Annotated in this window: 20 protein-coding genes, 1 other RNA gene and 1 pseudogene; 6 read left to right on the forward strand and 16 right to left on the reverse strand. The window is 58.9% G+C overall.

Annotated elements, in window-relative coordinates:
- Nucleotides 1-2 precede the first annotated feature (2 nt).
- From ftsW to rsmH, 8 genes are read right to left on the reverse strand one after another with little or no spacing between them, the layout of a single operon-like run.
- Complete coding sequence (gene ftsW, locus AC0TOF_RS20415) at nucleotides 3-1,154, reverse strand: putative lipid II flippase FtsW (RefSeq protein ID WP_122000417.1); 1,152 nt, start codon at nucleotides 1,152-1,154, stop codon at nucleotides 3-5.
- Nucleotides 1,154-2,557, reverse strand: a complete 1,404-nt coding sequence (gene murD, locus AC0TOF_RS20420; RefSeq protein WP_473769605.1) for a UDP-N-acetylmuramoyl-L-alanine--D-glutamate ligase — start codon at nucleotides 2,555-2,557, stop codon at nucleotides 1,154-1,156. Before murD ends, ftsW begins: the two co-directional genes overlap by 1 nt.
- A 6-nt stretch (nucleotides 2,558-2,563) precedes the next feature.
- Complete coding sequence (gene mraY, locus AC0TOF_RS20425; protein ID WP_122000415.1) at nucleotides 2,564-3,646, reverse strand: phospho-N-acetylmuramoyl-pentapeptide-transferase; 1,083 nt, start codon at nucleotides 3,644-3,646, stop codon at nucleotides 2,564-2,566.
- A gap of 26 nt (nucleotides 3,647-3,672) precedes the next feature.
- A complete protein-coding gene (locus tag AC0TOF_RS20430) occupies nucleotides 3,673-5,103 on the reverse strand; it encodes a UDP-N-acetylmuramoylalanyl-D-glutamyl-2,6-diaminopimelate--D-alanyl-D-alanine ligase (RefSeq protein WP_473769606.1) in 1,431 nt (476 codons plus the stop codon).
- Nucleotides 5,100-6,572: a UDP-N-acetylmuramoyl-L-alanyl-D-glutamate--2,6-diaminopimelate ligase gene (locus AC0TOF_RS20435; protein WP_122000413.1), complete on the reverse strand. Its 1,473-nt coding sequence runs from the start codon at nucleotides 6,570-6,572 to the stop codon at nucleotides 5,100-5,102. Before AC0TOF_RS20435 ends, AC0TOF_RS20430 begins: the two co-directional genes overlap by 4 nt.
- Before the next feature lie 54 nt (nucleotides 6,573-6,626).
- On the reverse strand, nucleotides 6,627-8,441 hold the full coding sequence (locus AC0TOF_RS20440) for a peptidoglycan D,D-transpeptidase FtsI family protein (RefSeq protein ID WP_122000412.1): 1,815 nt from the start codon (nucleotides 8,439-8,441) through the stop codon (nucleotides 6,627-6,629).
- 2 nt (nucleotides 8,442-8,443) lie between these two features.
- Entirely contained in the window at nucleotides 8,444-8,845 is a 402-nt protein-coding gene (ftsL, locus tag AC0TOF_RS20445; RefSeq protein WP_122000411.1) for a cell division protein FtsL, read from the reverse strand.
- A 4-nt stretch (nucleotides 8,846-8,849) separates the two neighbouring features.
- The gene (gene rsmH / locus AC0TOF_RS20450; RefSeq protein ID WP_473769607.1) at nucleotides 8,850-9,893 is read right to left on the reverse strand and encodes a 16S rRNA (cytosine(1402)-N(4))-methyltransferase RsmH; all 1,044 of its coding nucleotides are present in this window, start codon (nucleotides 9,891-9,893) and stop codon (nucleotides 8,850-8,852) included.
- A 394-nt stretch (nucleotides 9,894-10,287) separates the two neighbouring features.
- Between rsmH and AC0TOF_RS20455 the strand changes: the two genes are divergently transcribed.
- Nucleotides 10,288-11,658, forward strand: a complete 1,371-nt coding sequence (locus tag AC0TOF_RS20455; protein WP_473769839.1) for an Nramp family divalent metal transporter — start codon at nucleotides 10,288-10,290, stop codon at nucleotides 11,656-11,658.
- A 51-nt stretch (nucleotides 11,659-11,709) separates the two neighbouring features.
- Here AC0TOF_RS20455 and AC0TOF_RS20460 read toward each other — a convergent pair whose 3' ends face one another.
- The 7 genes and pseudogenes from AC0TOF_RS20460 to AC0TOF_RS20490 all read right to left on the reverse strand — a co-directional run bounded on the left by AC0TOF_RS20460 (nucleotide 11,710) and on the right by AC0TOF_RS20490 (nucleotide 16,528).
- Entirely contained in the window at nucleotides 11,710-12,459 is a 750-nt protein-coding gene (locus tag AC0TOF_RS20460) for an SDR family oxidoreductase (RefSeq protein ID WP_473769608.1), read from the reverse strand.
- A gap of 101 nt (nucleotides 12,460-12,560) precedes the next feature.
- Nucleotides 12,561-12,988, reverse strand: an RNA gene (gene rnpB, locus AC0TOF_RS20465) — RNase P RNA component class A.
- A gap of 153 nt (nucleotides 12,989-13,141) precedes the next feature.
- On the reverse strand, nucleotides 13,142-13,783 hold the full coding sequence (locus AC0TOF_RS20470; RefSeq protein ID WP_122002718.1) for a transglycosylase SLT domain-containing protein: 642 nt from the start codon (nucleotides 13,781-13,783) through the stop codon (nucleotides 13,142-13,144).
- A gap of 318 nt (nucleotides 13,784-14,101) precedes the next feature.
- Complete coding sequence (locus AC0TOF_RS20475; RefSeq protein ID WP_473769609.1) at nucleotides 14,102-14,908, reverse strand: N-acetylmuramoyl-L-alanine amidase; 807 nt, start codon at nucleotides 14,906-14,908, stop codon at nucleotides 14,102-14,104.
- On the reverse strand, nucleotides 14,905-15,615 hold the full coding sequence (locus AC0TOF_RS20480; RefSeq protein ID WP_122002716.1) for a J domain-containing protein: 711 nt from the start codon (nucleotides 15,613-15,615) through the stop codon (nucleotides 14,905-14,907). Before AC0TOF_RS20480 ends, AC0TOF_RS20475 begins: the two co-directional genes overlap by 4 nt.
- Before the next feature lie 160 nt (nucleotides 15,616-15,775).
- A pseudogene (locus AC0TOF_RS20485) lies at nucleotides 15,776-16,194 on the reverse strand (hypothetical protein).
- 133 nt (nucleotides 16,195-16,327) lie between these two features.
- The gene (locus AC0TOF_RS20490; RefSeq protein ID WP_473769610.1) at nucleotides 16,328-16,528 is read right to left on the reverse strand and encodes a hypothetical protein; all 201 of its coding nucleotides are present in this window, start codon (nucleotides 16,526-16,528) and stop codon (nucleotides 16,328-16,330) included.
- A gap of 351 nt (nucleotides 16,529-16,879) precedes the next feature.
- On the opposite strand from AC0TOF_RS20490, the gene AC0TOF_RS20495 reads away from it, so the two are divergent.
- The 5 genes from AC0TOF_RS20495 (at nucleotide 16,880) to AC0TOF_RS20515 (ending at nucleotide 22,084) form a co-directional block, all read left to right on the forward strand.
- Entirely contained in the window at nucleotides 16,880-18,115 is a 1,236-nt protein-coding gene (locus tag AC0TOF_RS20495) for a BtaA family protein (RefSeq protein WP_473769611.1), read from the forward strand.
- A gap of 1 nt (nucleotide 18,116) precedes the next feature.
- On the forward strand, nucleotides 18,117-18,809 hold the full coding sequence (locus tag AC0TOF_RS20500; protein ID WP_473769612.1) for a class I SAM-dependent methyltransferase: 693 nt from the start codon (nucleotides 18,117-18,119) through the stop codon (nucleotides 18,807-18,809).
- Nucleotides 18,810-18,894: 85 nt separating this feature from the next.
- Complete coding sequence (locus tag AC0TOF_RS20505) at nucleotides 18,895-19,728, forward strand: glycoside hydrolase family 25 protein (RefSeq protein ID WP_122002711.1); 834 nt, start codon at nucleotides 18,895-18,897, stop codon at nucleotides 19,726-19,728.
- A 119-nt stretch (nucleotides 19,729-19,847) separates the two neighbouring features.
- Nucleotides 19,848-21,083 (forward strand): lytic murein transglycosylase, encoded by a 1,236-nt coding sequence (locus tag AC0TOF_RS20510; RefSeq protein WP_122002710.1) that lies wholly within the window; start codon nucleotides 19,848-19,850, stop codon nucleotides 21,081-21,083.
- 65 nt (nucleotides 21,084-21,148) lie between these two features.
- Nucleotides 21,149-22,084, forward strand: coding sequence for an AEC family transporter (locus tag AC0TOF_RS20515; protein ID WP_473769613.1), 936 nt, complete (start codon nucleotides 21,149-21,151; stop codon nucleotides 22,082-22,084).
- A gap of 556 nt (nucleotides 22,085-22,640) precedes the next feature.
- On the opposite strand, the gene metF is transcribed toward AC0TOF_RS20515, so the two are convergent.
- Nucleotides 22,641-23,552: a methylenetetrahydrofolate reductase [NAD(P)H] gene (gene metF, locus AC0TOF_RS20520; protein ID WP_473769614.1), complete on the reverse strand. Its 912-nt coding sequence runs from the start codon at nucleotides 23,550-23,552 to the stop codon at nucleotides 22,641-22,643.
- Nucleotides 23,553-23,562 lie beyond the last annotated feature (10 nt).

Consider the following 23,562-nt stretch of genomic DNA (forward strand, 5'->3'; position numbering starts at 1 on the left):
CCTCACAAAGCCGGAATGCGTTCGCCGATATGGCCGACCGTATGGGTCATGCGCGCTTCCGGACGGCGGCGTGTCAGGGCCAGAAGGATGCCCATCGTGATGGCGATGGCGATGAGCGAGGACCCGCCATAGGAAATGAACGGCAGGGTCATGCCCTTGGCAGGCATGAGATGCAGGTTCACGGCCATGTTGATGATCGACTGGAAGCCGAACAGGATGACAATCCCCGAAACGGCCAGACGCGTAAACGCATCGCGCTCGCGCAGCGCAATCGAAAGACCGCGCACAACGATGAACGCAAACAGCAGCATGATGATCATGCACAGGATGATGCCGTATTCTTCCGCCGCAACCGAGAAAATGAAGTCGGTATGGCTGTCCGGAATGATGCGCTTGACGGTGCCTTCGCCCGGCCCCTGCCCGAACCAGCCGCCACGCAGGATTGCTTCGCGACCGGCATCGACCTGAAACGTATCGCCCTCGCCCGTCATGAAGCGATTGACGCGACCGGCAACGTGATCCAGCGTCAAATAGGCCCCGATCGCGCCCACGACACCGAGGCCGCCCAGAACAACGATCCAATACATCGGCAGCCCGGCAAGGAAAAACATCGCGCCCCATGTGCCTGCCGTCAGCATTGTCTGGCCGAAATCCGGCTGAAGCACCAGAAGACCAGCCGTAACGGCAAACAGCACTATGGCAAGAAAATAACCCGGCATGTCCCCGCCGCGTTCGCGCTCCGAAAACAGCCAGGCGCAAACCACCACGAAAGCCGGCTTCATGAACTCCGACGGCTGGATGGAGATACCCGCCAGATTGACCCAGCGCCGCGCACCCTTCACCTCAATGCCGAAAAACAGCGCGGCAACCATCAATAGAAGAGCAATGCCCAGCAGGATCAGGGCAAACCGCCTGATCTGGCGCGGCGAGAAAAACGATACGCCGATCATGACGGCGACCGCCGGAAGCATGAAGAAAATCTGGCGCTCGACGAAATGAAAACTGTCCAGCCCGATGCGCGACGCCACAGCGGGGCTTGCGGCGAATGACAGCAGAATGCCAAGCCCCATCAGGGCCAGACATGCGGCGAGGAAGAAGCGGTCTATTGTCCACCACCAATTGGCGACAGGACCGCGATCGACACGGCTTACCATCAGCTTTTTCCTCCTATCGGCTCAACACCCGGAAGCGCCAGAACGGCGCTGCGGAATGCATCGCCGCGTTTTTCAAAATTCTGGAACTGGTCGAAGCTCGCGCAGGCAGGCGACAGCAGCACGACCGGCTCCGGCGCGGCATCGTTGCCCGCATCGCGGGCGGCATGTTCGACAGCAACGGCGAGCGTGTCGGAAATTTCGAACGGCGCGGCATCGCCCAGCGTCGCCGCAAACTGCGCCGCGGCTTCACCGATCAGATAGGCCTTGGCAATCCGCGGGAAGAACCCTGCCAGCGAAGCGATCCCGCCAGCCTTCGGCACGCCGCCTGCAATCCAGTAGATGTTCTGCGGGAAAGACGACAATGCCGGGGCAGTCGCTTCCGCATTGGTCGCCTTGGAATCATTGACGAACAGGACTTTCCCGCGATGCCCGACCTGCTCCATGCGATGAGCAAGGCCCGGAAAGCTCTTCAATCCGGCATGGATTTCTTCAAGGCTCAGGCCCACGGACAGGCAGGCGGCAATTGCTGCAAGGGCATTCTGCGCATTATGCGCGCCGCGCAGCGAGCCGATACCCTCCAGAGAAGCGATTTCATCGACTTCGCCATCCTGCGCCCAGAGCAGTTTCGCACCGTCGGCAAAATAGCCTTTGCCAAGACGCTTTTCCTTGGAAATCCGCACGACATGCACGCCGTCACGATAAAGCCGGTCGGCAATGGCTTCGCAATATTGGTCGTCGACGCCGACAATTGCCGTGTCGCTTGCCGCCACCAGCCGTTCCTTGATTGCCGCATAGTTTTCCATGGAGCCATGACGGTCGAGATGGTCCGGCGTCAGATTGAGCAGGATGCCCGCCGTCGGGTTCAACGACGGTGCCAGATCGATCTGGTAGGACGAGCACTCAACCACATAGAAACGATTTGCCTGCGGCGGTTCCAGCGTCAGGATTGCCGTGCCGATATTGCCGCCAAGCTGCATATCCCGGCCTGAAGCCTTGATAATGTGGGCGATCAAGGCGGTCGTCGTCGATTTGCCGTTGGTGCCTGTAATGGCAATGAACGGGCAATCGGGAGCAATGTGGTTGCGCTCGCGAACGAACAGCTCCACGTCGCCGATGATTTCAACCCCGGCTGCATGAGCCAGATCGACGGTCCAGTGCGGCTTTGGATGCGTCAGCGGAACGCCGGGCGAAAGCACGAAAGCCGCAAATTGCGACCAGTCGGCCTGCCGCAGATCGCCAGTGGCAATGCCCGCGCTCTGGGCACGGGCAACGCTGTCGGGATTGTCGTCCCAGGCAATGATCTTTGCTCCGCCGCCAAGAATGGCCTTGGCGGTCGCAATGCCCGACCCGCCCAGTCCGAAAAGGGCGACTGTCTTGTCCTTGAGGGCGGTGATCGGGATCATGGCATTTTACCGGAGCTTGAGGGTGGAAAGGCCGATCATCGCGAGGATGATCGCAACGATCCAGAACCGGATCACGACCTGGCTCTCGGTCCAGCCCTTCTTTTCGAAATGGTGGTGGATCGGCGCCATCAGGAAGACGCGCTTGCCGGTCAGCTTGAAAGAACCAACCTGAATGATGACGGAAAGTGCTTCCATGACGAACAGACCGCCGATGATGGCGAGAACGATTTCGTGCTTCGTCGCAACCGCAACAGTGCCAAGCATGCCGCCCAGCGCCAGCGAACCCGTATCGCCCATGAAGATTGCGGCAGGCGGCGCATTGAACCACAGGAAGCCGAGGCCAGCGCCGATGACCGCGCCCAGGACGACGGCAAGCTCACCCGTGCCGGGCACGAAATGGATCTGCAGATAATCGGCGAAGATCGCGTTACCCGAAAGATAGGCGATGAAGCCGAACGAGGCTGCGGCCACCATGACCGGCACGATTGCAAGCCCGTCGAGACCATCGGTCAGGTTCACGGCATTGCCTGCGCCAACCATGACGAAGGCAGCAAACGGAATGAAGAACCAGCTCAGATTGATCACGAACTGCTTGGCAAACGGGAATGTCAGCGAGGACGAGAACGGCTCCTGCCCTGCCCGCATGATGATGAAAGCGGCGGCGGCGGCGATCAGGAATTCAATGCCAAGACGCGCCTTGCCCGAAAAGCCCTTGTCGGACTGCTTCGTCACCTTCAGATAATCGTCATAAAAGCCGATTGCGCCAAAACCCACAGTGACCAGCAGAACCACCCAGACATAAACGCTGGAGAGATTGGCCCAGAGCAGGCACGACACGAGGATGCCGGTCATGATCATGAGACCGCCCATGGTCGGCGTGCCGGCTTTCTTGAAATGGGTCTGCGGACCGTCAGCGCGGATCGGCTGGCCCTTTCCCTGACGCACCCGCAGCGAATTGATGATCGCCGGGCCGAACAGGAACACGATCAGCGCCGATGTGATCATCGCGCCGCCGGTGCGGAAGGTAATGTAGCGGAACACATTGAGCGGTGTCATATGTTCGGCGAAGAAGGTGAGAAACATCAACATGTAGAGAAAAATCCCTCAAATACCGCTTACTCCGCGGGTTCCACCGGCGGAAACTGGGCAATCAACGCTTTGACGATTTTGGAAAAGCCGATCCCCTTCGACGATTTCACCATGATGACATCGCCCGGACGGACCGCCTTGATCACCAGCGGCAACAATTCGTCGGTGCTTTGCCTGTACTCGGTATGAATTTCAACCGGCAAGGCATTTTTGAGCGCGGACATGTCCGGTCCACCGATAAAAAGCGCATTCACTTCTGCATCCACGATAGGCCGCGCCAGATCGGCGTGAAGCTTGCCCGATTGACGTCCAAGCTCCAGCATATCGCCCAGCACCGCGATGCGACGGCCACGGGAACCTTCCGGCGTCGCCGAATGCAGCAACGACAGGGCTGCGCGCATCGAGGTCGGATTGGCGTTGTAGCTTTCGTCGATCAGCGTGAAGGTTCCTTCGGGGTGCTGAAGCACATGACGCGCGCCGCGACCGCCTTCGGCAGAAAGTGTGGCCATTGCCATCATCACCTTGGCAATATCCGCACCGACCAGATCGGCGGCGCCGAGAACGGCGAGCATGTTCTGAACGATATGGCGACCCGGCATGCCGACCTTGACCGCAGCTTCATGCGTGCCAGCCTTCACCGTCATGCAGGAACAGGTAGGATGCAGCTTCACTTCACGCAGGCGGTAATCGGAGCGGGCATTCTCGCCGAAAGTGACGATATGCTCGACGCCTGCCTTTTCAGCCAGTTCTTCGAGCTGCTTGAAGCGCTTGTCGTCGCGGTTGAGAAGCGCATAGCCGCCCGGCACGATGCCTTCGAAAATTTCTGCCTTGGCGACGGCAATTTCTTCCAGATTGGCGAAATGACCAAGATGCGCGGGAGCGATCAGCGTAATCAGCGCCACATGCGGGCGCACCATCTTCACCAGCGGGCGGATTTCGTCATGATGGTTCATGCCGATTTCAAAGACGCCGTAATCCGTATCGGCAGGCATGCGCGCAAGGGTTAGTGGCACGCCCCAGTGATTGTTGAACGACGCCACGGAAGCATGAACCTTGCCCACTTCCGAAAGCACGTGGCGCAAGGCTTCCTTGGTTGTCGTCTTGCCGACCGAACCCGTCACCGCGATGATCTGCGCCTTCGAGCGTGCGCGTGAAGCAATGCCAAGCTTGGTCAGGGCGTCCAGCACGTCCTCGACCACGATCATCGGCACCTTGGAATTGCCGAAAGCGGGCAGACGGTGTTCCGCCACCACGATCAGACCGGCACCGGCAGCCATGGCAGCGGTGACGAAATCATGTCCGTCGAACTGTTCGCCCTTGATAGCAAAAAAAGCCTCGCCCGGTTTCAGCGAGCGGCTGTCGATTGAGATGCCGGTGATGCCAGCAGGAAGGTTGCCAAACGGCCTTCCTTCCATGGCTTCGACCATATCATCGGATTTCCAGAGCCAGTCACTCATTCCGAGCGCTCCTCAAGACGGGCAGCCAGCGCTGCCGCAACTTCCGCATGATCCGAGAACGGCAATGTAATGTTGCCGACAATCTGCCCTTCCTCGTGTCCCTTGCCTGCAACCACCAGCGTATCGCCCGGCTGCATCATCGACACGGCAGTAAAGATTGCCTCCCGGCGATCACCGATTTCCGTCGCACCCGGCGCTGCCGCCATGATTTCAGCACGAATCTGGGCCGGAACTTCCGAACGCGGATTGTCGTCGGTGACGATGGCCACATCGGCCAGTCGCGAGGCAATTTCGCCCATGATCGGGCGCTTGCCCTTGTCGCGGTCGCCGCCGCAGCCGAACACCACGATGACCCGGCCCGTCGTGAACGGTCGCACCGAAGTCAGCACATTTTCCAGTGCTTCCGGCTTATGGGCGTAATCGACATAGGCTGGCGCGCCATCTTCCGTCGCACCAACCAGATCAAGCCGTCCCGGTGCACCTTTCAGGAGCGCCAAGGCACGCATCGCAGCCGCAGCCGGAACGCCGGTAACCATGGCAAGTCCTGCTGCCACCAGCGCATTCGCCACCTGAAAATCTCCGGCGAGCGGCAGTTCGATCTCGAAAATATCGTCGCCGATGCGCACTTCGACATGTTGGCGGAAACGCTCATGCTCCACGCGCTTGAGGGCAATGAAATTGCCTTTGCGTCCGACTGTCTTCACGTCGCATCCGGCAAGCGTCGCCGCTTCGATGGCCTGTGCCGAAAAATGATCGTCGGCATAGATGATGGCTGGCGCGCCCTTCGGCAACAGCGTGCTGAAGAGACGCATCTTCGCGCCCAGATATTCCTCGATGGTCGCGTGATAATCCATATGGTCGCGACCGAGATTGGTGAAGGCACCGGCAGCAAGCTTGACGCCGTCCAGACGACGCTGGTCGAGACCGTGAGACGAAGCTTCCATCGCCGCATGGGTGACGCCTTCATCGGCAAGTTCGGCCAGCACACGATGCAGTTCCACCGGATCGGGCGTGGTCAGCGAATTATAGTCGCTGCGGGTCGGCGAAAAGACGCCGGTCGTGCCAATATTCGCTGCCGGAAAACCGGCATAGGCCCAGATCTGGCGGGTAAAGGATGCAACGGAAGTCTTGCCGCTGGTGCCTGTCACGGCAACCATGACCTGCGGCTGCTTGCCATAGAACTGCGCCGCGGCAACTGCCAGTGCAAGGCGCGGGTCATCGACATGAAGGACCGGCACACCCGCATTGGCAATGACCGTGTCCTTGCCCGCGACGATGGCGCTGGCGCCACGCTTGATGGCATCGGCAGCGAAGGCCGCGCCATCCGCTTTCACGCCCTTCAAGGCTGCGAAAAGAAAACCGCGTTCCACCTTGCGGGAGTCCGACGTGACGCCGGTGATCTCCACCTCGCCGGCATTGCCGGAGGCCAGTTCCTTGAAAAGAGCGATTTCCTTCAGTTTCATGGTCATACCAAATCCAGATTCAGTTGTGCGCGTAACGCTGCAAAGGCTGTTTTATGCGAATCAGTCGTATTCGTTGGAAACCATTGCTGGCGGCACATCCTGTTGAAAATCAGGCTTGCCGCTTAAATTGCTAACCATTGCTGGCTGGGCTTCGAGTTGGAAATCGGGCTTCACACCGAGGAACGAAGCGGACCGGCGGATGATCTCCGAAACCATCGGCGCTGCGTTGAGACCTGCGGTTGCGCTGAACTTGCCCTCTTCCGGCTTCGGTTCGTCGATGATGGTCAGCACGACATAGGTCGGGTCATCCATCGGAAATGACGCCAGAAAAGCATTGAAGCGCACATCCTTGGAATAGCGGCCATGCACCACCTTTTCCGCCGTGCCGGTTTTGCCGCCGACGCGGTAGCCCGGAACCGTGGCGCGCTTGCCCGAGCCGCCCTGGGCGGTCGCATTCAGGCGATAGAGGTAGCGCATATCCGCAGAAACCTGTGGATGGATGATCTGCTTGGCCACTCGATCGGCCTCGGCCTGCGTGCGCGTCAGGAATGTCGGCGGCATCAGCTTGCCGCCGTTCATCAGCGCCGCAGCGCCAACCGCCGTCTGCAACGGCGTCGTCATCATGCCGTGACCGAACGAAATGGTCATCGAATGAACCTTCTTCCACACACGCGGCTCGACAGGGCGCGCCACTTCGGGCAGCTCCGTCTGCAAGCGGTCGAGGAGGCCGATCTTTTTCAGGAAGGCGCGGTGACCTTCAATGCCGACGGCATCGGCCTCGCGGCCCGAACCGATATTGGACGAAAAGATGAAGACTTCCGGCAGCGTCAGCACACGGCCCTTGCCGTGGAAGTCGCGGATCGTCTGACGGCCAAACACCAGCGGACGCGACGCATCAAGGCGCGAGTTCAGGTTGAACTTGCCGGAATCGAGCGCCATCGCCGTGGTAAAGCTCTTGATGGTCGAGCCCATTTCATAGGTGCCTGCCGACATGCGGTTGAGGCGATCCTTGTCCAGCGCATGGACCGGATTGTTCGGATCGAAATCCGGCACCGATGCCATGGCGATCACTTCGCCGGTCTTGACGTTCAGCACAACGGCACCGGCGGCAATCGCCCGGTAGCGTTCCATGGCCTTGACCAGCACGTCGCGCATGATGTGCTGCACGCGAATATCGATCGACAGGCGCACCGGCTCCAGCGACTGGCCGGTCGCAAGGCCGACGGAACGCAGGTCGGTCAGGCCCTGGCTGTCGATATATTTCTCCATTCCGGCAATGCCCTGATTGTCGACATTGACGAGACCGAGGATGTGCGATGCAGTCGGGCCGCCCGGATAGAAGCGGCGCTTTTCCGTGCGGAAGCCGATGCCCGGCACGCCGAGCGCCATGATCTGGCTCTGCTGTCTCGGGGTCAAGCCGCGCTTGACCCAGACGAAGCCTGCACCGCTTTTCAGGCGCTTGTATGTCGCTTCCCAATCGAGATCCGGCAGCACGGTGGACAGCATTTCGATGGTTTCGTCGGGATCGACGATCTTGCGCGGCTCGGCATAGAGTGAGGCCGTCTTGATGTCAGTCGCCAGAATTTCGCCGTTGCGGTCAAGGATATCCGGGCGCGATGCGAGCTGCTGGACAGCCGGTCCTGCATTATCCTCGTTTTCGCCGCCGATGACACCGAAATAGACGAGCTTTCCGCCAATGACGCCGTAGATGCCGACAAAACAGGCAATGGCCATCCAGAGGCGATTGCGCGCGCGGTTGCCGTGCTTCTTGCGCGAGCCGACAAACGCCATGTTGCCGGCCAGCTTTTCATCGCCAACCGGCTCAACACCGTCACCTGCCTGCATGTTCTTTTTTCTGAAAGGTCTCAGCCGCATGATCAGTGCTTCGCCCCGCTTTTCTTGACGCTGCCGGTCGTGATGGCATCCTTGTCGAGCACGCCGCTTGCGAGCAGTTCGTCGCTGCCGGAGATGATCTTCTGGATATCATCGACCGGACGTTCCGGAATTTCATTGACGCTCAGCACAAGCTGTTCCGCTTCGATCGGCTGGAGATTGAGTTCCTTTTCGTAGACACCGACGAGGCTCTGCAAGCGGCCAGGCTGGTTCATCAATGCCCAGTCGGCGCGCAGGAGCGTGATCGTGTCCTTCTCGGAATCGATCTGCCGCTTCAGCTTGGCGATGACTGCGATCTGCTTTTCCGCGTCATATTTGATCGTGTAGGTGACGGTCGCCGCCACCAGCATCGCCGCTATCATGATGATGTCGAAAGTACGCAGCACTCGTTCAACTCCGGGCCAGTTCGTTCGTCTCGGGCAGCTTGGGCAGTCCGAAAAGCGAAAGATCGTCTTCCAGTGGCGGATTTTCCGTCCTGATTCCTGCGCGCAGCTTCGCCGAGCGCGCACGCGGATTGCATTCTTCTTCCTCAGCCGTCGGGCCGACAGCGCCCTTGACCGCAGGCGTGAAGCTCGGCAGGCGGACATGCGTTTCCGGCAAATGGCGCGATCCGGCGCTGCCGCCCGCGCGGTCCGCGAAGTAGCGTTTCACCATGCGGTCTTCGAGCGAATGGAACGTCACGACAACCAGCCGTCCGCCCGGCTTCAGGATACGTTCGGCAGCAAGCAGTGCCCGCGCCAGTTCGCCCAGTTCATCGTTCACATAGACGCGCAACGCCTGAAACACGCGCGTCGCGGGGTGAATGCGATCCTTTGGATTGCGGCCCACCAGCGTTTCGATGGCATTGGCAAGATCGAGCGTGCGCGTGAAAGGCTGCGCCGTGCGGCGCTTGTCGATCATGCGCGCGATGCGGCCCGCATGACGTTCCTCGCCAAGAAAATTGAAGATGCGGGCAAGATCACCGGTCTTGAGACGGTTGACCACATCGGCAGCACTTGGGCCCTTTTTCGACATGCGCATGTCGAGCGGGCCGTCCTTCTGGAAGGAAAAGCCGCGCTCGGCCTCATCGATCTGCATCGATGACACGCCAATATCGAGCACAACGCCGTCCACCTTGCTGCCTGCTCCCTTAACCTTTGAAACCGCTTCATCCAGAGCAGAGAACCGGGACTCGACCAGATTGAGCCTGCCCGGAAACTGCTTTTCCATCGCCCGCCCCGCTTCGATTGCGGTCGGATCGCGGTCAATTGCGATCACGTCCGCTCCCGCTTCGAGTATGCGGCGCGTATAACCACCGGCGCCGAATGTCCCATCGACGATCACCGCGCCAGTTGCAGGCTTCAGGGCATCGATCACTTCGGCAATCAGCACCGGAACGTGACGGACTTCAGCCCCACCGGCTTGAGAATTGTCTCCGCCGAGGCTTGCCATCATTCCGATCCTTTCCCGGGTACGCGGCCCGTTATCTAAAGCGCGCTGCGCTTGAGAGCATTTTCCCGCTTTCGGGAGACATGCCTGAGTGTTGCCTTTGGATTCCGCCCATTTGCCGTCGACTTGAGGGCATGACGGATTCGTTCGTCAGTTATCGGATATTAAGCTTAATGAAGCGTTATCCTTTGGCGGGAGTAAGGGAGTAAGGGAGTAAGGGAGTAAGGGAAGAGGATCATTATTTTAAAGCATGGCAAATATTTTTCTTGCCACGCCCATCCGGGACACGCACCCTATTCCCCTATTCCCCTATTCCCCTATTCCCGGTTGACGTCTCTCCGTCCCTGTCGTATTTAATGCAAATGGTTTGCAACTGCATTAAATTATCAAGGCATTTATGATGGCTCCATATGGGGAAAATTCGTCCGGCGGCGGCGAAATTACATTCGAAGGCTGGCGCCGTGATCGCGGCGAGGCATCCATGTCCGATGTCCACCGGTCAATCAGGGTCAATCGTTCTGGCTCGAAGTTCCGTCGCGCATTGTCCTTCTTCGGCCCCGGCTATCTCGTAGCCGTCGGCTATATGGACCCGGGCAACTGGGCCACCTCGCTCGCTGGCGGCTCCCGTTTCGGTTACACGCTGCTATCCGTTGTTCTGCTGTCCAATTTGATGGCCGTGCTGCTGCAAGCCCTGTGCGCCCGTCTTGCAGTCGCGACGGGGCGCGATCTGGCGCAGGCCTGCCGCGATGCCTATCCGCGCTTTCTCGCCTGGCCGCTCTGGCTTCTGGCCGAACTTGCAATCTGTGCCACCGACCTTGCTGAAGTCATCGGCACGGCAATCGGCCTCAACCTGCTGTTCGGCATTCCACTTGAAATCGGTGTCATCATCACAGCCGCCGACGTGCTGCTGGTCCTTTATCTCCAGAACAAGGGTTTCCGCCGCGTCGAGGCGCTGATCATAACGCTTCTCGGCGTGATTGCGCTCTGCTTCCTCATTCAGATTTTGATGGCGCAGCCGCAATGGGGCGAGGTCATCAGAGGCTTTGCGCCTACCACCGAAATAATCCGCAACCCGGACATGCTCTATATTGCGCTTGGCATCATCGGCGCGACGGTCATGCCGCATAATCTCTATCTGCATTCGGGCATCATCCAGACACGCGATTACGGCCATACCACGCCTGAAAAGCGCGAAGCGATCCGCTTTGCAACGTGGGATTCCACGATTGCCCTGACTTTCGCGCTTCTGGTCAATGCGTCGATCCTGATCCTGGCGGCTGCGAGTTTCAACGCCACGGGAAATACAACTGTCGAAGATCTGGACAAGGCACACGCCCTGCTGAACCCCCTGCTTGGGTCGGCCCTCGCACCAACGCTTTTCGCCATTGCGCTTCTGTGCTGCGGCCTCAACTCGACCATCACCGCAACCATGGCCGGACAGATCGTCATGGAAGGCTTCATCGATATTCGCCTGAAGCCTTGGCTGCGCCGTGCAATCACCCGCTTCGTGGCCATCGTTCCGGCTGCTGTGGTGACGGTCATGTACGGCTCTCGGGGAACAACCGAGCTTCTTATCCTGTCTCAGGTCGTGTTGAGCCTGCAACTACCCTTTGCGGTCATTCCGCTCGTCATATTCACGGCGGAGAAAAAGAAGATGGGATCGCTGGTCGCACCACGCTGGGTGACGCTGCTTGCCGCCATCACCGCCGCAATCATCGTCGTTTTGAACATGAAGCTGATTTACGACTTCCTGACCGGCGTGCCTATCTAAGGCCCGAAGCACTTCAAAAAGGCGGCTTTGCGTTGCAGAGCCGCCCTTTCTTTACTTCACAGCGGCATTGCCGCCATCGGCATAAAGTGCTGAACCCGCGACGAAACTCGACATGGGGCCTGCCAGAAACAGCGCGGCCTGCGCGATTTCCTCCGGCTGCGCAATCCGCTTCAGCGCATGCAGCCCAGCCGCCCATTCCTTCTGCTTTTCGTCTCCACCCATCGGCGTATCGACGCCGCCCGGCAAAAGCGCATTTGCCCTTATTCCACGCGCGCCATAATCGGCGGTTATGCCTTTCACCAGCCCCATGAGAGCGGCTTTCGAGGTTCCGTAAACCGACATGCCGGGAATGCCGACGCTGGTGCCGACAAATGTGGAAGTGAAGACAATCGATCCGCCGCCTCTTTCGAGCATCAATGGGATTTGCGATCTGGCGCCCAGAAACGCCGAGGTCAGGTTTCCTGACAGGACCGTTTGCCAATCGGCGGGCGCAATTTCGGCCAACGGCGCGATGGGACCGACCGTTCCGGCATTGTTGATTGCGATATCCAGCCCGCCGAATTTATCCTTCGCTGCCGCCGCCAGCGCCGCGTGGGTCTGTGCGTCCGACACGTCGCCTGCAACACAATGCGCCTGTCCGCCAAAGGCCGCGATCTCTTCCGCAACGCGCTCAAGACCCGCAAGTCCCCGCGCGTTCAGCACGAGCGACGCGCCTTCCCTTGCGAAGAGCAATGCGGCCGCACGTCCTATCCCGGACGATGCGCCGGTAATGATTGCAACCTTGTCTTTCAAGCTGGTCATAGTGAACCTCCATGATTTCGTGGAGATCCCGATTAGAGGCGCGGTCGCAACGCAACTATCCGTTTCTTGCGCTGGAATATGGAAACCGCCTCTTGAGAAAAAATGTCAGCCGGTCTGTAAGCCGGGTTCTGTATGGCCGGGCTTGCGCCCGACGTGGCAGCCATTCATCTGGGACGGATGTCGCCACCCGCCTCGTGCAACCCACCCGGACGGCTGATCCGGAAACCGATTGCCGGCCCTTGCGAGCCGACGCGCCGTCCCTATTCGGTTTTGCTCCCGATGGGGTTTACCGTGCCGCCTGCATTGCTGCAGACGCGGTGGGCTCTTACCCCACCCTTTCACCCTTACCCCGTCACCCCTGCCGTTACGTCACGCAACGGTACGGAAGACGGGGCGGTCTGCTTTCTGTGGCACTATCCCTGGGGTCGCCCCCGCCGGGCGTTACCCGGCATCGTGTTTCCATGGAGCCCGGACTTTCCTCACCTGCCGCCTTTCGGCATATGACAGGCGCGGCTGCCCGACCGACTGACAGCGCGCATATAGCAACGATAGCGAAACAGTGAAACCGGATTCCGCAAAAATATGCATACGGTCCAAACAGAAAAGCCGACAGCGTCTCCGCCGTCGGCTTCCCGTTCACGTCAGGCGGCCTGTACGCTACGCGGCCGCTGGCGTAAATTTGTTAGAGCGCGCGCATATAGGCCTTGACCGAGCTGCAATACTTCGCAGAGGTCGGGTTCATGCGCGTGGCACCGTGGCCGGCATTGTATTTCAGGATCGTGCCGCAGGTGCTTCCGCCGCCGAGCTTCTGCGCCATGGCAAGATACTTCATGCCGAACTGGATGTTCGTGGACGGCTCGTAGAGGCCCTTGGCGGAACCTGTGTAGCCGAGGCTGCGTGCGGTCGAGAGCTTGATCTGCATCAGGCCGATTTCACCGGCCTTGCCGCGCACATTCGGCTGGAAATTGCTTTCGTGACGCACAACCGCATGGGCAAGCGCGGAAGGCACGCCATAGGTCGATGCATAACGGTTGATGATGGTGGAGTAGGCGCCGCCCTTGGCGCTGCGGGCGGTCGTGTCTTTCGACTGCGAACGCTTGCTGGTGGAACCCTTCATGGTCGGGGCCGCACGGCGGCTGACGACCGATGCCTTCTTGGGCGCTGTGGTTGGCTTTTCCGCCTGGGCAGTCTTGTTCTGCTGGCGTGCCTTGAGGAGAGCTGCGAGGTTGGTCGGTTCGGTTGATGGGGCACTCAGCGCCGGATTCAGGCCAAACGAACTCATCGCGCCGACAAGGGCGCTAACAACAACAAATTTAATTTTCATAACCTACCGTCTTGGAACGTTTCTTTTGTCAGACCGCCTGTCTTGGGGGAGACGATCCTGTTTTTTTATCCCGCCCGATATAGCCGTGTCAGGCCTGTGACCGCTGGGATTGCCGAATGAATTGGCGGGCAAATGCAGCTGAAGATTGGTTGCAAAAGTAAAATAGTCTTACAGGTTGCAACATTAGCGATTCATGCGCGACCACAGCGAACCGCCATCGCAATCCCTCTGCGACGGGACTGGATCGGTCTATTTTTATGAAAACATTACAGAAATATGAAATACCGCCCCATGGAGGAACAGGTCGACCGCGTGGTGTCAGGCGGTAACATTTTGCAGGGAAAAAATCAGCCTGTAGAGGGTATCTATGGTAGAAACATCGGCCACGCCGTCCACATTCTGTGGCCGAAAATGGCGCTGGAAGGCCTTAATCACGATCTCCGTGTCCTCATCGAAGACACCTGTGATGGCAATTCCGTAGCCGTAAAGTGCGAGCATGGACTGCAAGGCCTCGACCGGCTGGCCCTGTTCTCCGCGTGCCAGAAAGCGCCCGCCCGGGATCGGCGTCGGCTCGATATAATGGCCGATGCCTGCCTCATGAAGCCGTTTCCACGGAAAATTATGGCCGGGATCGGTCTTGCGCGCCGGAGCAATGTCCGAATGGGCCAGCACGTTCTCCGGCTTGATGGCATGGCGCTCGCATAGATCGCGGCAAAGGCGGATGACCGCCTCGATCTGCGCATCCTTGAACGGCGGATAATCTTCCAGATTGCCCGGATTGACGATTTCGATGCCGATGGAAGCCGAATTGATGTCCGTTTCGCCCTTCCAGAAGCTCTTGCCTGCATGCCAGGCCCGCGCCTTTTCCAATACCATCTGCACGATCCGCCCGTCTTCATGGACGAGATAATGGGCGGAAACCTCCATCTCGGGCGACTTCAGAACCTGCACCGCCTCTTCGGCGGTTGCCAGACCTGTATAGTGGAGGATCAGAAAGGCGGGCACCTTGCCGTCGCGGCGAGGACCGAAATTGGGCGACGGGTCCAGCGTTGCCCCGGCGAAATCGGGCTGGACAAGCGCCAGCTCCTCCAACAATTCGCTCTCGATTTCGCGCGCGCCGCTCATGCAGCCTCCAGATTCTTCTCGATACTCGCCCAGGCGGCGTTTATCGCCGCAAGACGCCTGTTGGCAATAGTTATGAATTCGAGCGGCAAGCCTTCCGCCACCAGCCGGTCCGGGTGATGCTCCTTGACCAGCGCACGATAACGCTTGCGGGCCATTTCGAAGGAAACGCCGCGCTCCAGTCCCAGAATAGCGTAGGGATCGTCAGCGCCGCGCTGGACATGCCTGATCGCGATGCGGTCGAAAGCAACCTCATCGTAGCCGAAGATATCCGCCACGCCTGCAAGAAAGGCCATTTCCTTTTCGTGCACATAGCCATCGGCGGTGGCGATATGGAAAAGCCCGTCGAGGATGTCTTCCAGCAAATGGCAGTCGGTCTGCCCTTCGCTGCACAATCCTGCAAGCTGACGCGCATAGGTTTCGTAGCCCGCGACATCCTGCTTGGCGAGATCGTAGAGCCGTGCGACATGCGCCGTCTCTTCCTTCGGCACGGCAAATATGTCCTGAAAGGCGCGGATTTCATCCTGGGTGACGACCCCGTCGGCCTTGGCCATCTTGGCGGAAAGCGCGATCATCGCGATGGAGAATGCCACCCGGCGGCGCGTGTCAGCATCGCCTTCAAAAACGGTGCGCACGGCTTCGATAACGCCAGTAATGGCATTCGACGCCACGGACGTGACAAACTCACCAATGCGAACCCAAATCGACATGGGACTTTTCTATAGAATTCCAAATGAACTGAAAACCGCCCGCACGAGCGAAAGTCGAAAAAACAAATATTTAGAAAGAATACCGCGCCGCAGGCTTGGAGCCTGAATCAAAAAGCGGCGGGCCGCGGCGAAAATGGTGATTTCGGAACAGGCTCTCACATTATTGCTGGGGCTCGCGCTCATTGAAAGAGCGCTGTGCGACAGCAGCCGCAGCCTCCCCTGCCGCCTGTGCCTGCTCATCCGTCTGCCCTACGGACTGCGCAGCTGCAACCGCGTTAGCGCGTGCCCGTTCGATGGCAGCGGCTTTTTCTTCCGGCGTTACCACGCCTGAACTCTCGCGAAGCGACTTGACCAGATCGGGACCTTTTTCCGTGCCTGTGTTTTCTGCCGGTTTCGCAGGCTGCGATATGGCAGCGGCGTCCTGTTCGCCGCCCTTGGTCGTGGCAGCAGTATCGTCACTTCCCTTGCCGCAAGCAGCAAGCGCAACAAGCACAATCGCAGAGATGAAAAACAGAAAGTTACGGTTCATGACAAAAGCCATAACCGAACCGAGCCTGCGTTGAAACACGGAAAACGCAGAGTGCGCGTCTTTTCCCACTATGGTTGCCTTAACGCTCATGTCAAATCCGAAACCGGCCGAAGCCGTCAAGCACGAATGGCGATCCGACACCGGATCGCCACCCGCCTGCAAAGCAGTCACAACTTCGCACCCTTAGTTGGAAGGTGCGGTCCCTGTACCCGGCGTCGATGGTGCCGGCGTGGTCGGGGCTGGCGTCGTGTCATTATTCGAAGGCGCTGGCGCTGTCGGCGCGGATGGTGCAGGCGCGTTGGTCGTGTCGTCTTTCTTGTCGTTGCAAGCTGCAAGACCGAGAAGCGATACGGCGGCAACAGAAGCAATCAGAAACTTCTTCACTTAGGCTCTCCTTCCTAGGTTAGGCTCTTGGCCTGGTTTCAGGCATCACTGGCAAGCTTGCCAAACGCCTCTCTGTTCTCCGTGCGTGGCCGGTTTGCCGGCCAATCACCTTTACGGTCGCTTATCGACACAGAAGCCCTGTCGAGTCGGACCTTCACACGGAAAAACGGCAACAGCGCGAAAAAGTTCTCTCAAATAGTCTTACCGAACGTAATAAAGCGATAGTATTACAGAGCAGTAGCCCAATTTCCCCTGTTTATAAGCCCGCAATTATTTCGTCACGCGCCTGTCATTGGACGATGTTTAACTTCGCAAAACCGAAGCCGGGATTCGTGTTCAGGGGAACTCTTGATGACTGACAGTGCAGCAGGCGGCACAATTCTCAAACGTGCTGTGACACAAAACAACGCTCTCTCGCGCGCAGGCTTTTCCGAAAGATTGTTCGCCTGGCTGTTCAAGGGGCTGGTCTATCCGCAAATCTGGGAAGACCCGGAAGTCGATATGGCCGCGCTCGCCATCGAGCCGGGCCACCGCATCGTCACCATCGCTTCCGGCGGGTGCAATGCCATGTCCTATCTGACCGCCGATCCGGCATGCGTCGAGGCGGTGGATCTCAATCGTGCGCATGTCGCGTTCAACCGGCTTAAGCTCGCTGCCATCAAAAACCTGCCCGATTACAACGCTTTCTACCGCTTCTACGGCAAGGCCGACGACAAGACCAATCTTGCCGCCTACAAGCGCTTTATCCGCCCGCATCTCGACAGCGAAAGCCGCGCCTATTGGGAAAAGCGCAAATGGAACGGCCGCCAGCGCATTTCCATTTTCTGGCGCAACCTCTATCGCCACGGCTTGCTTGGCGTCTTTATCGGCATGGGGCACCGCGTGGCGCGGCTCTATGGGATCGATCCGCGCGACATCTTGAAGGCGCGCACGATGGAAGAGCAGCGCAGCTTCTTCGACACAGCGCTGGCGCCGCTTTTTGAAAAACGCATGGTGCGATGGGCCACAGCCCGCAAATCCTCCCTGTTCGGGCTCGGCATACCGCCACAGCAATATGACGCCCTTGCCACCGCCGGAAATGGCGACATGGCGCTTGTTCTGCGCAGCCGCCTTGAAAAACTCGCCTGCGGTTTTCCCCTCGCCGATAATTATTTCGCCTGGCAGGCCTTTGGGCGCGGCTATGGCGGCGATGAAGAGACCGGGCCGCTTCCGCCTTATCTATCGCGCGGCAATTTCGAAACGGTGCGCGCCCGCGCTGATCGCATGACGGTGCAAAACGCGAGCTATACCGACTTTCTCGCGGCCAAGCCCGCCGCTTCCGTCGACCGCTATATTCTGCTCGACGCGCAGGACTGGATGAATGACGAGCAGCTCAACGCGCTGTGGAGCGAAATCACCCGCACGGCCGCGCCCAATGCCCGCGTCATCTTCCGCACCGCCGCCGAACCGAGCCTGCTTCCCGGACGGGTGGCGCCAGAGATACTGGGTCGCTGGGCATATCAGGCGGATGAGTCCCGCGCCCTGCATGAGCGGGACCGCTCGTCGATTTATGGCGGCTTCCACCTCTATATCTTGAAGGACGCCTGACATGCTGCGTAGCCCATGGAGCGTTCAGGGTATCGACCACGCCAACCTCATGGATCGGGTCTACCGCCGTCAGCGGCACTTCTACGATGCCACCCGCAAATATTACCTTCTGGGCCGCGATCCGATGGTCGCGGGGCTGGCCGTTCCCGAAAACGGCACGGTTCTGGAGATTGGCTGCGGCACAGGCCGCAATCTGGTGAAAGCTGCCGAACATTATCCAGACGCCAAACTGTTCGGCATCGATATTTCCGCCGAAATGCTGGATACGGCCCGCCGGGCTGCGGAGCGCGCCGGTATCGAAAGCCGCGTCCGGCTTGAGCGTGCCGATGCCGCGCAATTCGATCCCGAGCGATTGTTCGGACAATCGGGCTTTGACCGGATTTTCATTTCCTATGCCGTGTCGATGATCCCGCAATGGCAGTCGGTCATCCGTGAAAGCATCCGGCACCTCAATGCAGGCGGCGAACTGCATATCGTCGATTTTGGCGATCAGGCCCGCCTGCCGCGCTGGTTTGGAAAAGCGCTGTTCAAATGGCTGGAATGGTTTCATGTCACGCCGCGCAGCGACCTGTTTGCGGTTTGCGAACAGCTCGCCCAGGAGCGCAGCGCCACCGTTGAAAAGCGCATTCTGTATCGCGGTTTTGCCTGGATAGCGGTCATTCGTTCGGCAATGCCGACCGCTCCAATAGATTAGCGGCAAACTTGCCCGCCAGACTGGTGACGTCCGGCTCCGGATCGCGTAACCGTTAGAGGACTGATTCGCGACACGGAACCACTCTATGAACCGTCTGGCCTGCTGCAGCATTCTCGCCCTCGGCGCTTTGTTCCTTTCCGCCTGCACGACGGTGGACTACGACTTTTCCGACGTAAAGAAATCAGGTGGTTCGGTCGCCCGGATTCCACCGCCATCGGGCTCTGTGAAGGCACCGCGTTTCGGTGATCGCGACCCGCATGACTGGACAGGCAAGACACCGTGGCACTATCCGATCCACGGCACGGACGTTTCCAAATATCAGACCAATATTGACTGGAGCGCCGTTCGCGCCAGCGGCATTTCCTTCGCCTTCATCAAGGCGACCGAAGGCGGCGACCGTGTCGATGACCGGTTTCAGGAACACTGGAACGGCGCCCGTCAGGCAGGCATCGCACGCAGTGCCTATCACTTCTATTATTTCTGCCGCCCGGCGATCGAGCAGGCGCGCTGGTATATCCAGAACGTGCCGCGTGACCCCGGCGCGCTTCCCCCCGTTCTCGACATGGAATGGAACCCGCAATCGCCGACCTGCAAGCTGCGCCCCAACGCGGCTGTCGTGCGCAAGGAAATGCGCATCTTCCTGCAAGCGCTGGAAAAGCATTACGGCAAGCGCCCGATCATCTACACGACGGTCGATTTCTTCGATGACAACGACCTGCGGCAGATGGCGGATTATCCGTTCTGGCTGCGCTCCGTTGCCGGTCATCCGGACGAGAAATATGGTCCGCATCCGTGGACGTTCTGGCAATATACCGGCACCGGCTCCATTCCCGGCATCAAGGGCGACGCAGACATCAATGTCTTCGCTGGCGATGCCAACACGTGGAAAAAGTGGCTGGAAAGCAACAAGGTCCGCTAACACGGCCCGGTTTGGCAGTTCACACGAAGTTTTGCTTCATTTCCGAGGCTTGTTGGGGCAATAGCAAAACAATCCTCGGAAGGGAGCCGCCTGCTCCCGATCATTAGTGTGAGTTACCAATGAAGTTTTTTGCTTCAGTTATCGCAGCCGCCCTGCTCGCGTCGACAACCATGTCCAGTGCACAGGCCGCTGCTTCTGCCGCGCCTGCGGCAACGCCAACCGAAAACGCCGTCAACCTTCCAAAGCCGGAATGCGAAATCGACTACGGCCAGTGGATGGACAATCTGACCAAGGAAGCCCGCGACGCCGGTGTCGGCGAAAAGGGCATAGCCGAACTGCACAAGGCCATGCTTGAGCAGAAAGTGCTCGACCGCGACCGCAAGCAGACTGTTTTCAATCTGACCTTCACCGAGTTCTCCAAGCGCCTCATCTCGGAAGCGCGCCTGAAGAAGGGCCGTGACAATCTGGTCAAATATGCCGATGTCTTCAAGAAGGTTGAGGACACCTATGGTGTTCCCGGGCCAGTGCTTGCCGCCTTCTGGGGTCTTGAAACCGATTACGGCGCGATCCAGGGCGATTTCGATACGCTCAACGCACTTGTCACCCTTTCCTATGACTGCCGCCGCCCGGACCTGTTCCGCCCGCAGCTGATCGCTCTTCTCAAGCTCTTCGATCAGGGCGTTGTCGATGCGGCGACCACCGGCGCATGGGCTGGCGAAATCGGCATGATGCAGCTTCTGCCGAAGGATTATCTTGAGCGCGGCGTCGATGGCGACGGCGATGGCAAGGTCGATCTGAAGAACAGCGTTCCCGATGCCATGATGACTGCCGGTCGCATGATCTCGGAACTCGGCTGGAAACGCGGCCAGCCTTGGCTTGAGGAAGTTCGTCTCACCAAGGACCTGCCTTGGGAAGAAGCGATCCGCACCAATCGCAAGCCGCATTCCTGGTGGGCCGAACAGGGCGTGACCGGGCTCAACGGTCCGCTTGGAGCGGATGATGGCGATGCGTCGCTTTTGCTGCCGCTTGGCCGCAAGGGACCCGCTTTCCTGTCCTATCCGAACTTCGACGTGTTCGTGGAATGGAACAAATCCATCGTCTACGCCACGACGGCTGCCTATTTCGCGACCCGTCTGGCAGGCGCACCTGCCTTCGATCCGGGCAATCCGGCTCCCGGTCTGACGCAGGATCAGTTGAAGGAACTCCAGACCAAGCTTCAGGCGCGCGGTTATGAAATGGGCAAGATTGATGGCGTCTTCGGCGTCGCCACACGCGATGCCGTGCGCGCCGAACAGATGCGCCTTGGAATGCCTGCCGATTCATGGCCGACGCCGGAATTGCTCGACAAGCTTTAAGCTCGCAAAGGCGCAGTTTTCAAAAAAATCTGCGCCTTTTCCTTTCCTGAAATGAAATGCACCCCATGCTGACAACGCTGATCGTCGTTCTTCCCGTTTTTGCGCTGATTTTCTCCGGCTGGGGTGCCTTCAAGCTGAAAATCCTCGGGGCTCATGCGATAGCGGAGCTGAACCGCTTCGTGGTCTATCTGGCGCTGCCTGCCCTTCTCTTCGACATCATGGCCAACACAAATGGCAGCGAGCTTTGGCAGCCCGGCTTCATTGCGGTGTTCCTGCTTTCGAGCGCCATTGCTTTCGTCCTGCCGTTCCTGGTGCGGCTGCGTGGAAAGCTGCCCCTGTCGGACACCGCGCTCGACGGCCTCAACGCCGCCTATCCCAATACCGGCTATATGGGCATCCCGCTTTCGATGATCGCCTTCGGGTCGGGGGTTCTGGCCGCGACAACCATTTCGATCATCATCACCGTCTGCGCTACCTTCGCCTTCGCAATCGTGCTGATCGAAATCGGCCTGCAAACCGAAAAGAAACCGCTCCGTCTCATATGGAAGGTCATGCGGTCCCTGATCCGCAATCCGCTGCTTGTCGCTCCGGCATTGGGCGCGGTCGTGTCCTTTCTGGGACTTACCATCCCCGCCCCGGCAGAAACCTTCCTCAAGATGCTCGGCGGTGCCGCCTCCCCTTGCGCGCTTGTCGCCCTTGGCCTGTTCCTCGCCCAGCCGCGCAAGATCGAACGCGAGAGCGTCAATGCCATCGCCTTCCTCGTTTCGGTGAAGCTCATCGTGCAGCCGCTCGCGACCTGGCTGCTTGCGGTCTATGTATTCGGACTGCCGCCCCTGCTCGCGCAAAGCGCAACCCTCCTCGCAGCGCTTCCGACCGGCACCGGCCCCTTCATGCTGGCCGAACATTATCGTCGGGAGGCAGCGATAACCTCCAACGTGATCCTCTACTCGACCGTGCTATCTATCCTCACTTTATCGGCATATCTGGCGCTAATTCGCTAAAAACCACAAAAAACATGCCAAAAAACCTGTGGCAACTGCGGCGAAAACAGTACCAAACGTGGCAGTTCGGTGTCTTTTTCATGAAATGTGAATAAATTTTTCTGGTTATATATTTCAATAGTTTAGGTGGTAAACGATAGGTTTATTTCTCCATCACGGCAGATTGCAGAACGAAATCTTCTTTTGTTCGAGGCGTTTTGCGCTTAGATTCCGGTTTCCTACCAGCGCGCGTCCGCTCCGTCGGGCGCATATGAAGGAGACAGACCAATGGGACTTACGCGATCTTTGAATGTCCTCATGATCTGTGCGGCATTTGCATTTGTTGCAGCGTTGATAGCAGGCGTCATTCCTTAGAGCATGTCTCCCGAAAGTGGGAACCGGTTTCGGGATAAAGACATGCGTGGAAGCAAACCGATAGAGCATTTCTAATGTTTTAATCAAAACAGAAAATGCTCTGGGATTGAGCCTAAACCATTACGGCGGCTTCGGTTTTTGAGGATAGGCCGACCCGCACGAAAGCGAGAAAGCCCGGCGAAATCGCCGGGCTTTCTTTATTTCAGGCAACCTCCAGAGCCGCCTCGGCCTTCGGCCTTATCCCGATCATATGGCAGATCGCAAAGGGCAGATCGGCGCGATTCATCGTGTAGAAATGGAAATCCTGCACGCCGCGTTCGATCAGATCCATCACCTGTTCCGCGGCAATCGCCGCCGCCACCAGCTGATGCGTCTGCGGATCGTTGTCCAGTCCCTCAAAGCGCTCCGCCAGCCAGCTTGGAATATGCGTCGCCGACCGCGCGCAAAAATTCTTGACCTGCTTGAAGTTGTGCACCGGCAGCACGCCCGGAACGATCGGGATATAGATGCCTGCACGGCGAACCCGCTCGACATAACGTTCGTAAAGGTCGTTCTCGAAGAAAAACTGGGTGATGGCGCGCGTCGCCCCATTATCGACCTTGCGCTTCAGCATATCGATATCGGTCGCGAAATCCGGGCTTTCCGGGTGTTTTTCCGGATAGGCGGAGACCGAAATGTCGAAATCCGCAATATTGCGCAGGCCGGAAACCAGCTCGGCGCCGTTCTGGTAGCCACCCGGCGTCGGCACGTATTTTTCGCCGATACCCGCCGCCGGATCGCCGCGCAGCGCCACGAAGCGATTGACGCCAAGCGATGCGAACTCACGCACCACACGGTCGACTTCCTCGCGCGTCGCATCCACACAGGTCAGATGCGCGGCGGGCTTGACGTCGGTTTCCTTGAGAATGCGCGCTACGGTGCGCGCCGTGCGTTCCCGCGTGGAGCCGCCGGCGCCATAGGTCACCGAAACGAATTCCGGCTGCAACGGGGCAAGCCGCGTAACCGTATCCCAGAGACGCTGTTCCATTTCCTCCGTCTTGGGCGGGAAGAATTCGAACGATACCCGGGTGGTCTGGCCGACATCCGGTCGGCGGGAAAGACCATAAAAACCCATCAAACTGTCT

The sequence above is a fragment of the Ochrobactrum sp. PL_is501 genome, from assembly GCF_055816895.1.

Bases quoted from the DNA above. Each gene is read 5' to 3' on its own strand.
- rsmH (WP_473769607.1), bottom strand. From the start codon at position 9,893: ATGATGGCAAGCCTCGGCGGAGACAATTCTCAAGCCGGTGGGGCTGAA.
- AC0TOF_RS20440 (WP_122000412.1), bottom strand. From the start codon at position 8,441: ATGCGGCTGAGACCTTTCAGAAAAAAGAACATGCAGGCAGGTGACGGT.
- AC0TOF_RS20475 (WP_473769609.1), bottom strand. From the start codon at position 14,908: ATGAGCGGCGCGCGCGAAATCGAGAGCGAATTGTTGGAGGAGCTGGCG.
- AC0TOF_RS20460 (WP_473769608.1), bottom strand. From the start codon at position 12,459: ATGACCAGCTTGAAAGACAAGGTTGCAATCATTACCGGCGCATCGTCC.
- AC0TOF_RS20435 (WP_122000413.1), bottom strand. From the start codon at position 6,572: ATGACCATGAAACTGAAGGAAATCGCTCTTTTCAAGGAACTGGCCTCC.
- AC0TOF_RS20470 (WP_122002718.1), bottom strand. From the start codon at position 13,783: ATGAAAATTAAATTTGTTGTTGTTAGCGCCCTTGTCGGCGCGATGAGT.
- AC0TOF_RS20505 (WP_122002711.1), top strand. From the start codon at position 18,895: ATGAACCGTCTGGCCTGCTGCAGCATTCTCGCCCTCGGCGCTTTGTTC.
- ftsW (WP_122000417.1), bottom strand. From the start codon at position 1,154: ATGGTAAGCCGTGTCGATCGCGGTCCTGTCGCCAATTGGTGGTGGACA.
- AC0TOF_RS20500 (WP_473769612.1), top strand. From the start codon at position 18,117: ATGCTGCGTAGCCCATGGAGCGTTCAGGGTATCGACCACGCCAACCTC.
- mraY (WP_122000415.1), bottom strand. From the start codon at position 3,646: ATGTTGATGTTTCTCACCTTCTTCGCCGAACATATGACACCGCTCAAT.
- AC0TOF_RS20480 (WP_122002716.1), bottom strand. From the start codon at position 15,615: ATGTCGATTTGGGTTCGCATTGGTGAGTTTGTCACGTCCGTGGCGTCG.
- AC0TOF_RS20495 (WP_473769611.1), top strand. From the start codon at position 16,880: ATGACTGACAGTGCAGCAGGCGGCACAATTCTCAAACGTGCTGTGACA.
- AC0TOF_RS20510 (WP_122002710.1), top strand. From the start codon at position 19,848: ATGAAGTTTTTTGCTTCAGTTATCGCAGCCGCCCTGCTCGCGTCGACA.
- AC0TOF_RS20455 (WP_473769839.1), top strand. From the start codon at position 10,288: ATGGCTCCATATGGGGAAAATTCGTCCGGCGGCGGCGAAATTACATTC.
- metF (WP_473769614.1), bottom strand. From the start codon at position 23,552: ATGGGTTTTTATGGTCTTTCCCGCCGACCGGATGTCGGCCAGACCACC.
- AC0TOF_RS20515 (WP_473769613.1), top strand. From the start codon at position 21,149: ATGCTGACAACGCTGATCGTCGTTCTTCCCGTTTTTGCGCTGATTTTC.
- AC0TOF_RS20430 (WP_473769606.1), bottom strand. From the start codon at position 5,103: ATGAGTGACTGGCTCTGGAAATCCGATGATATGGTCGAAGCCATGGAA.
- murD (WP_473769605.1), bottom strand. From the start codon at position 2,557: ATGATCCCGATCACCGCCCTCAAGGACAAGACAGTCGCCCTTTTCGGA.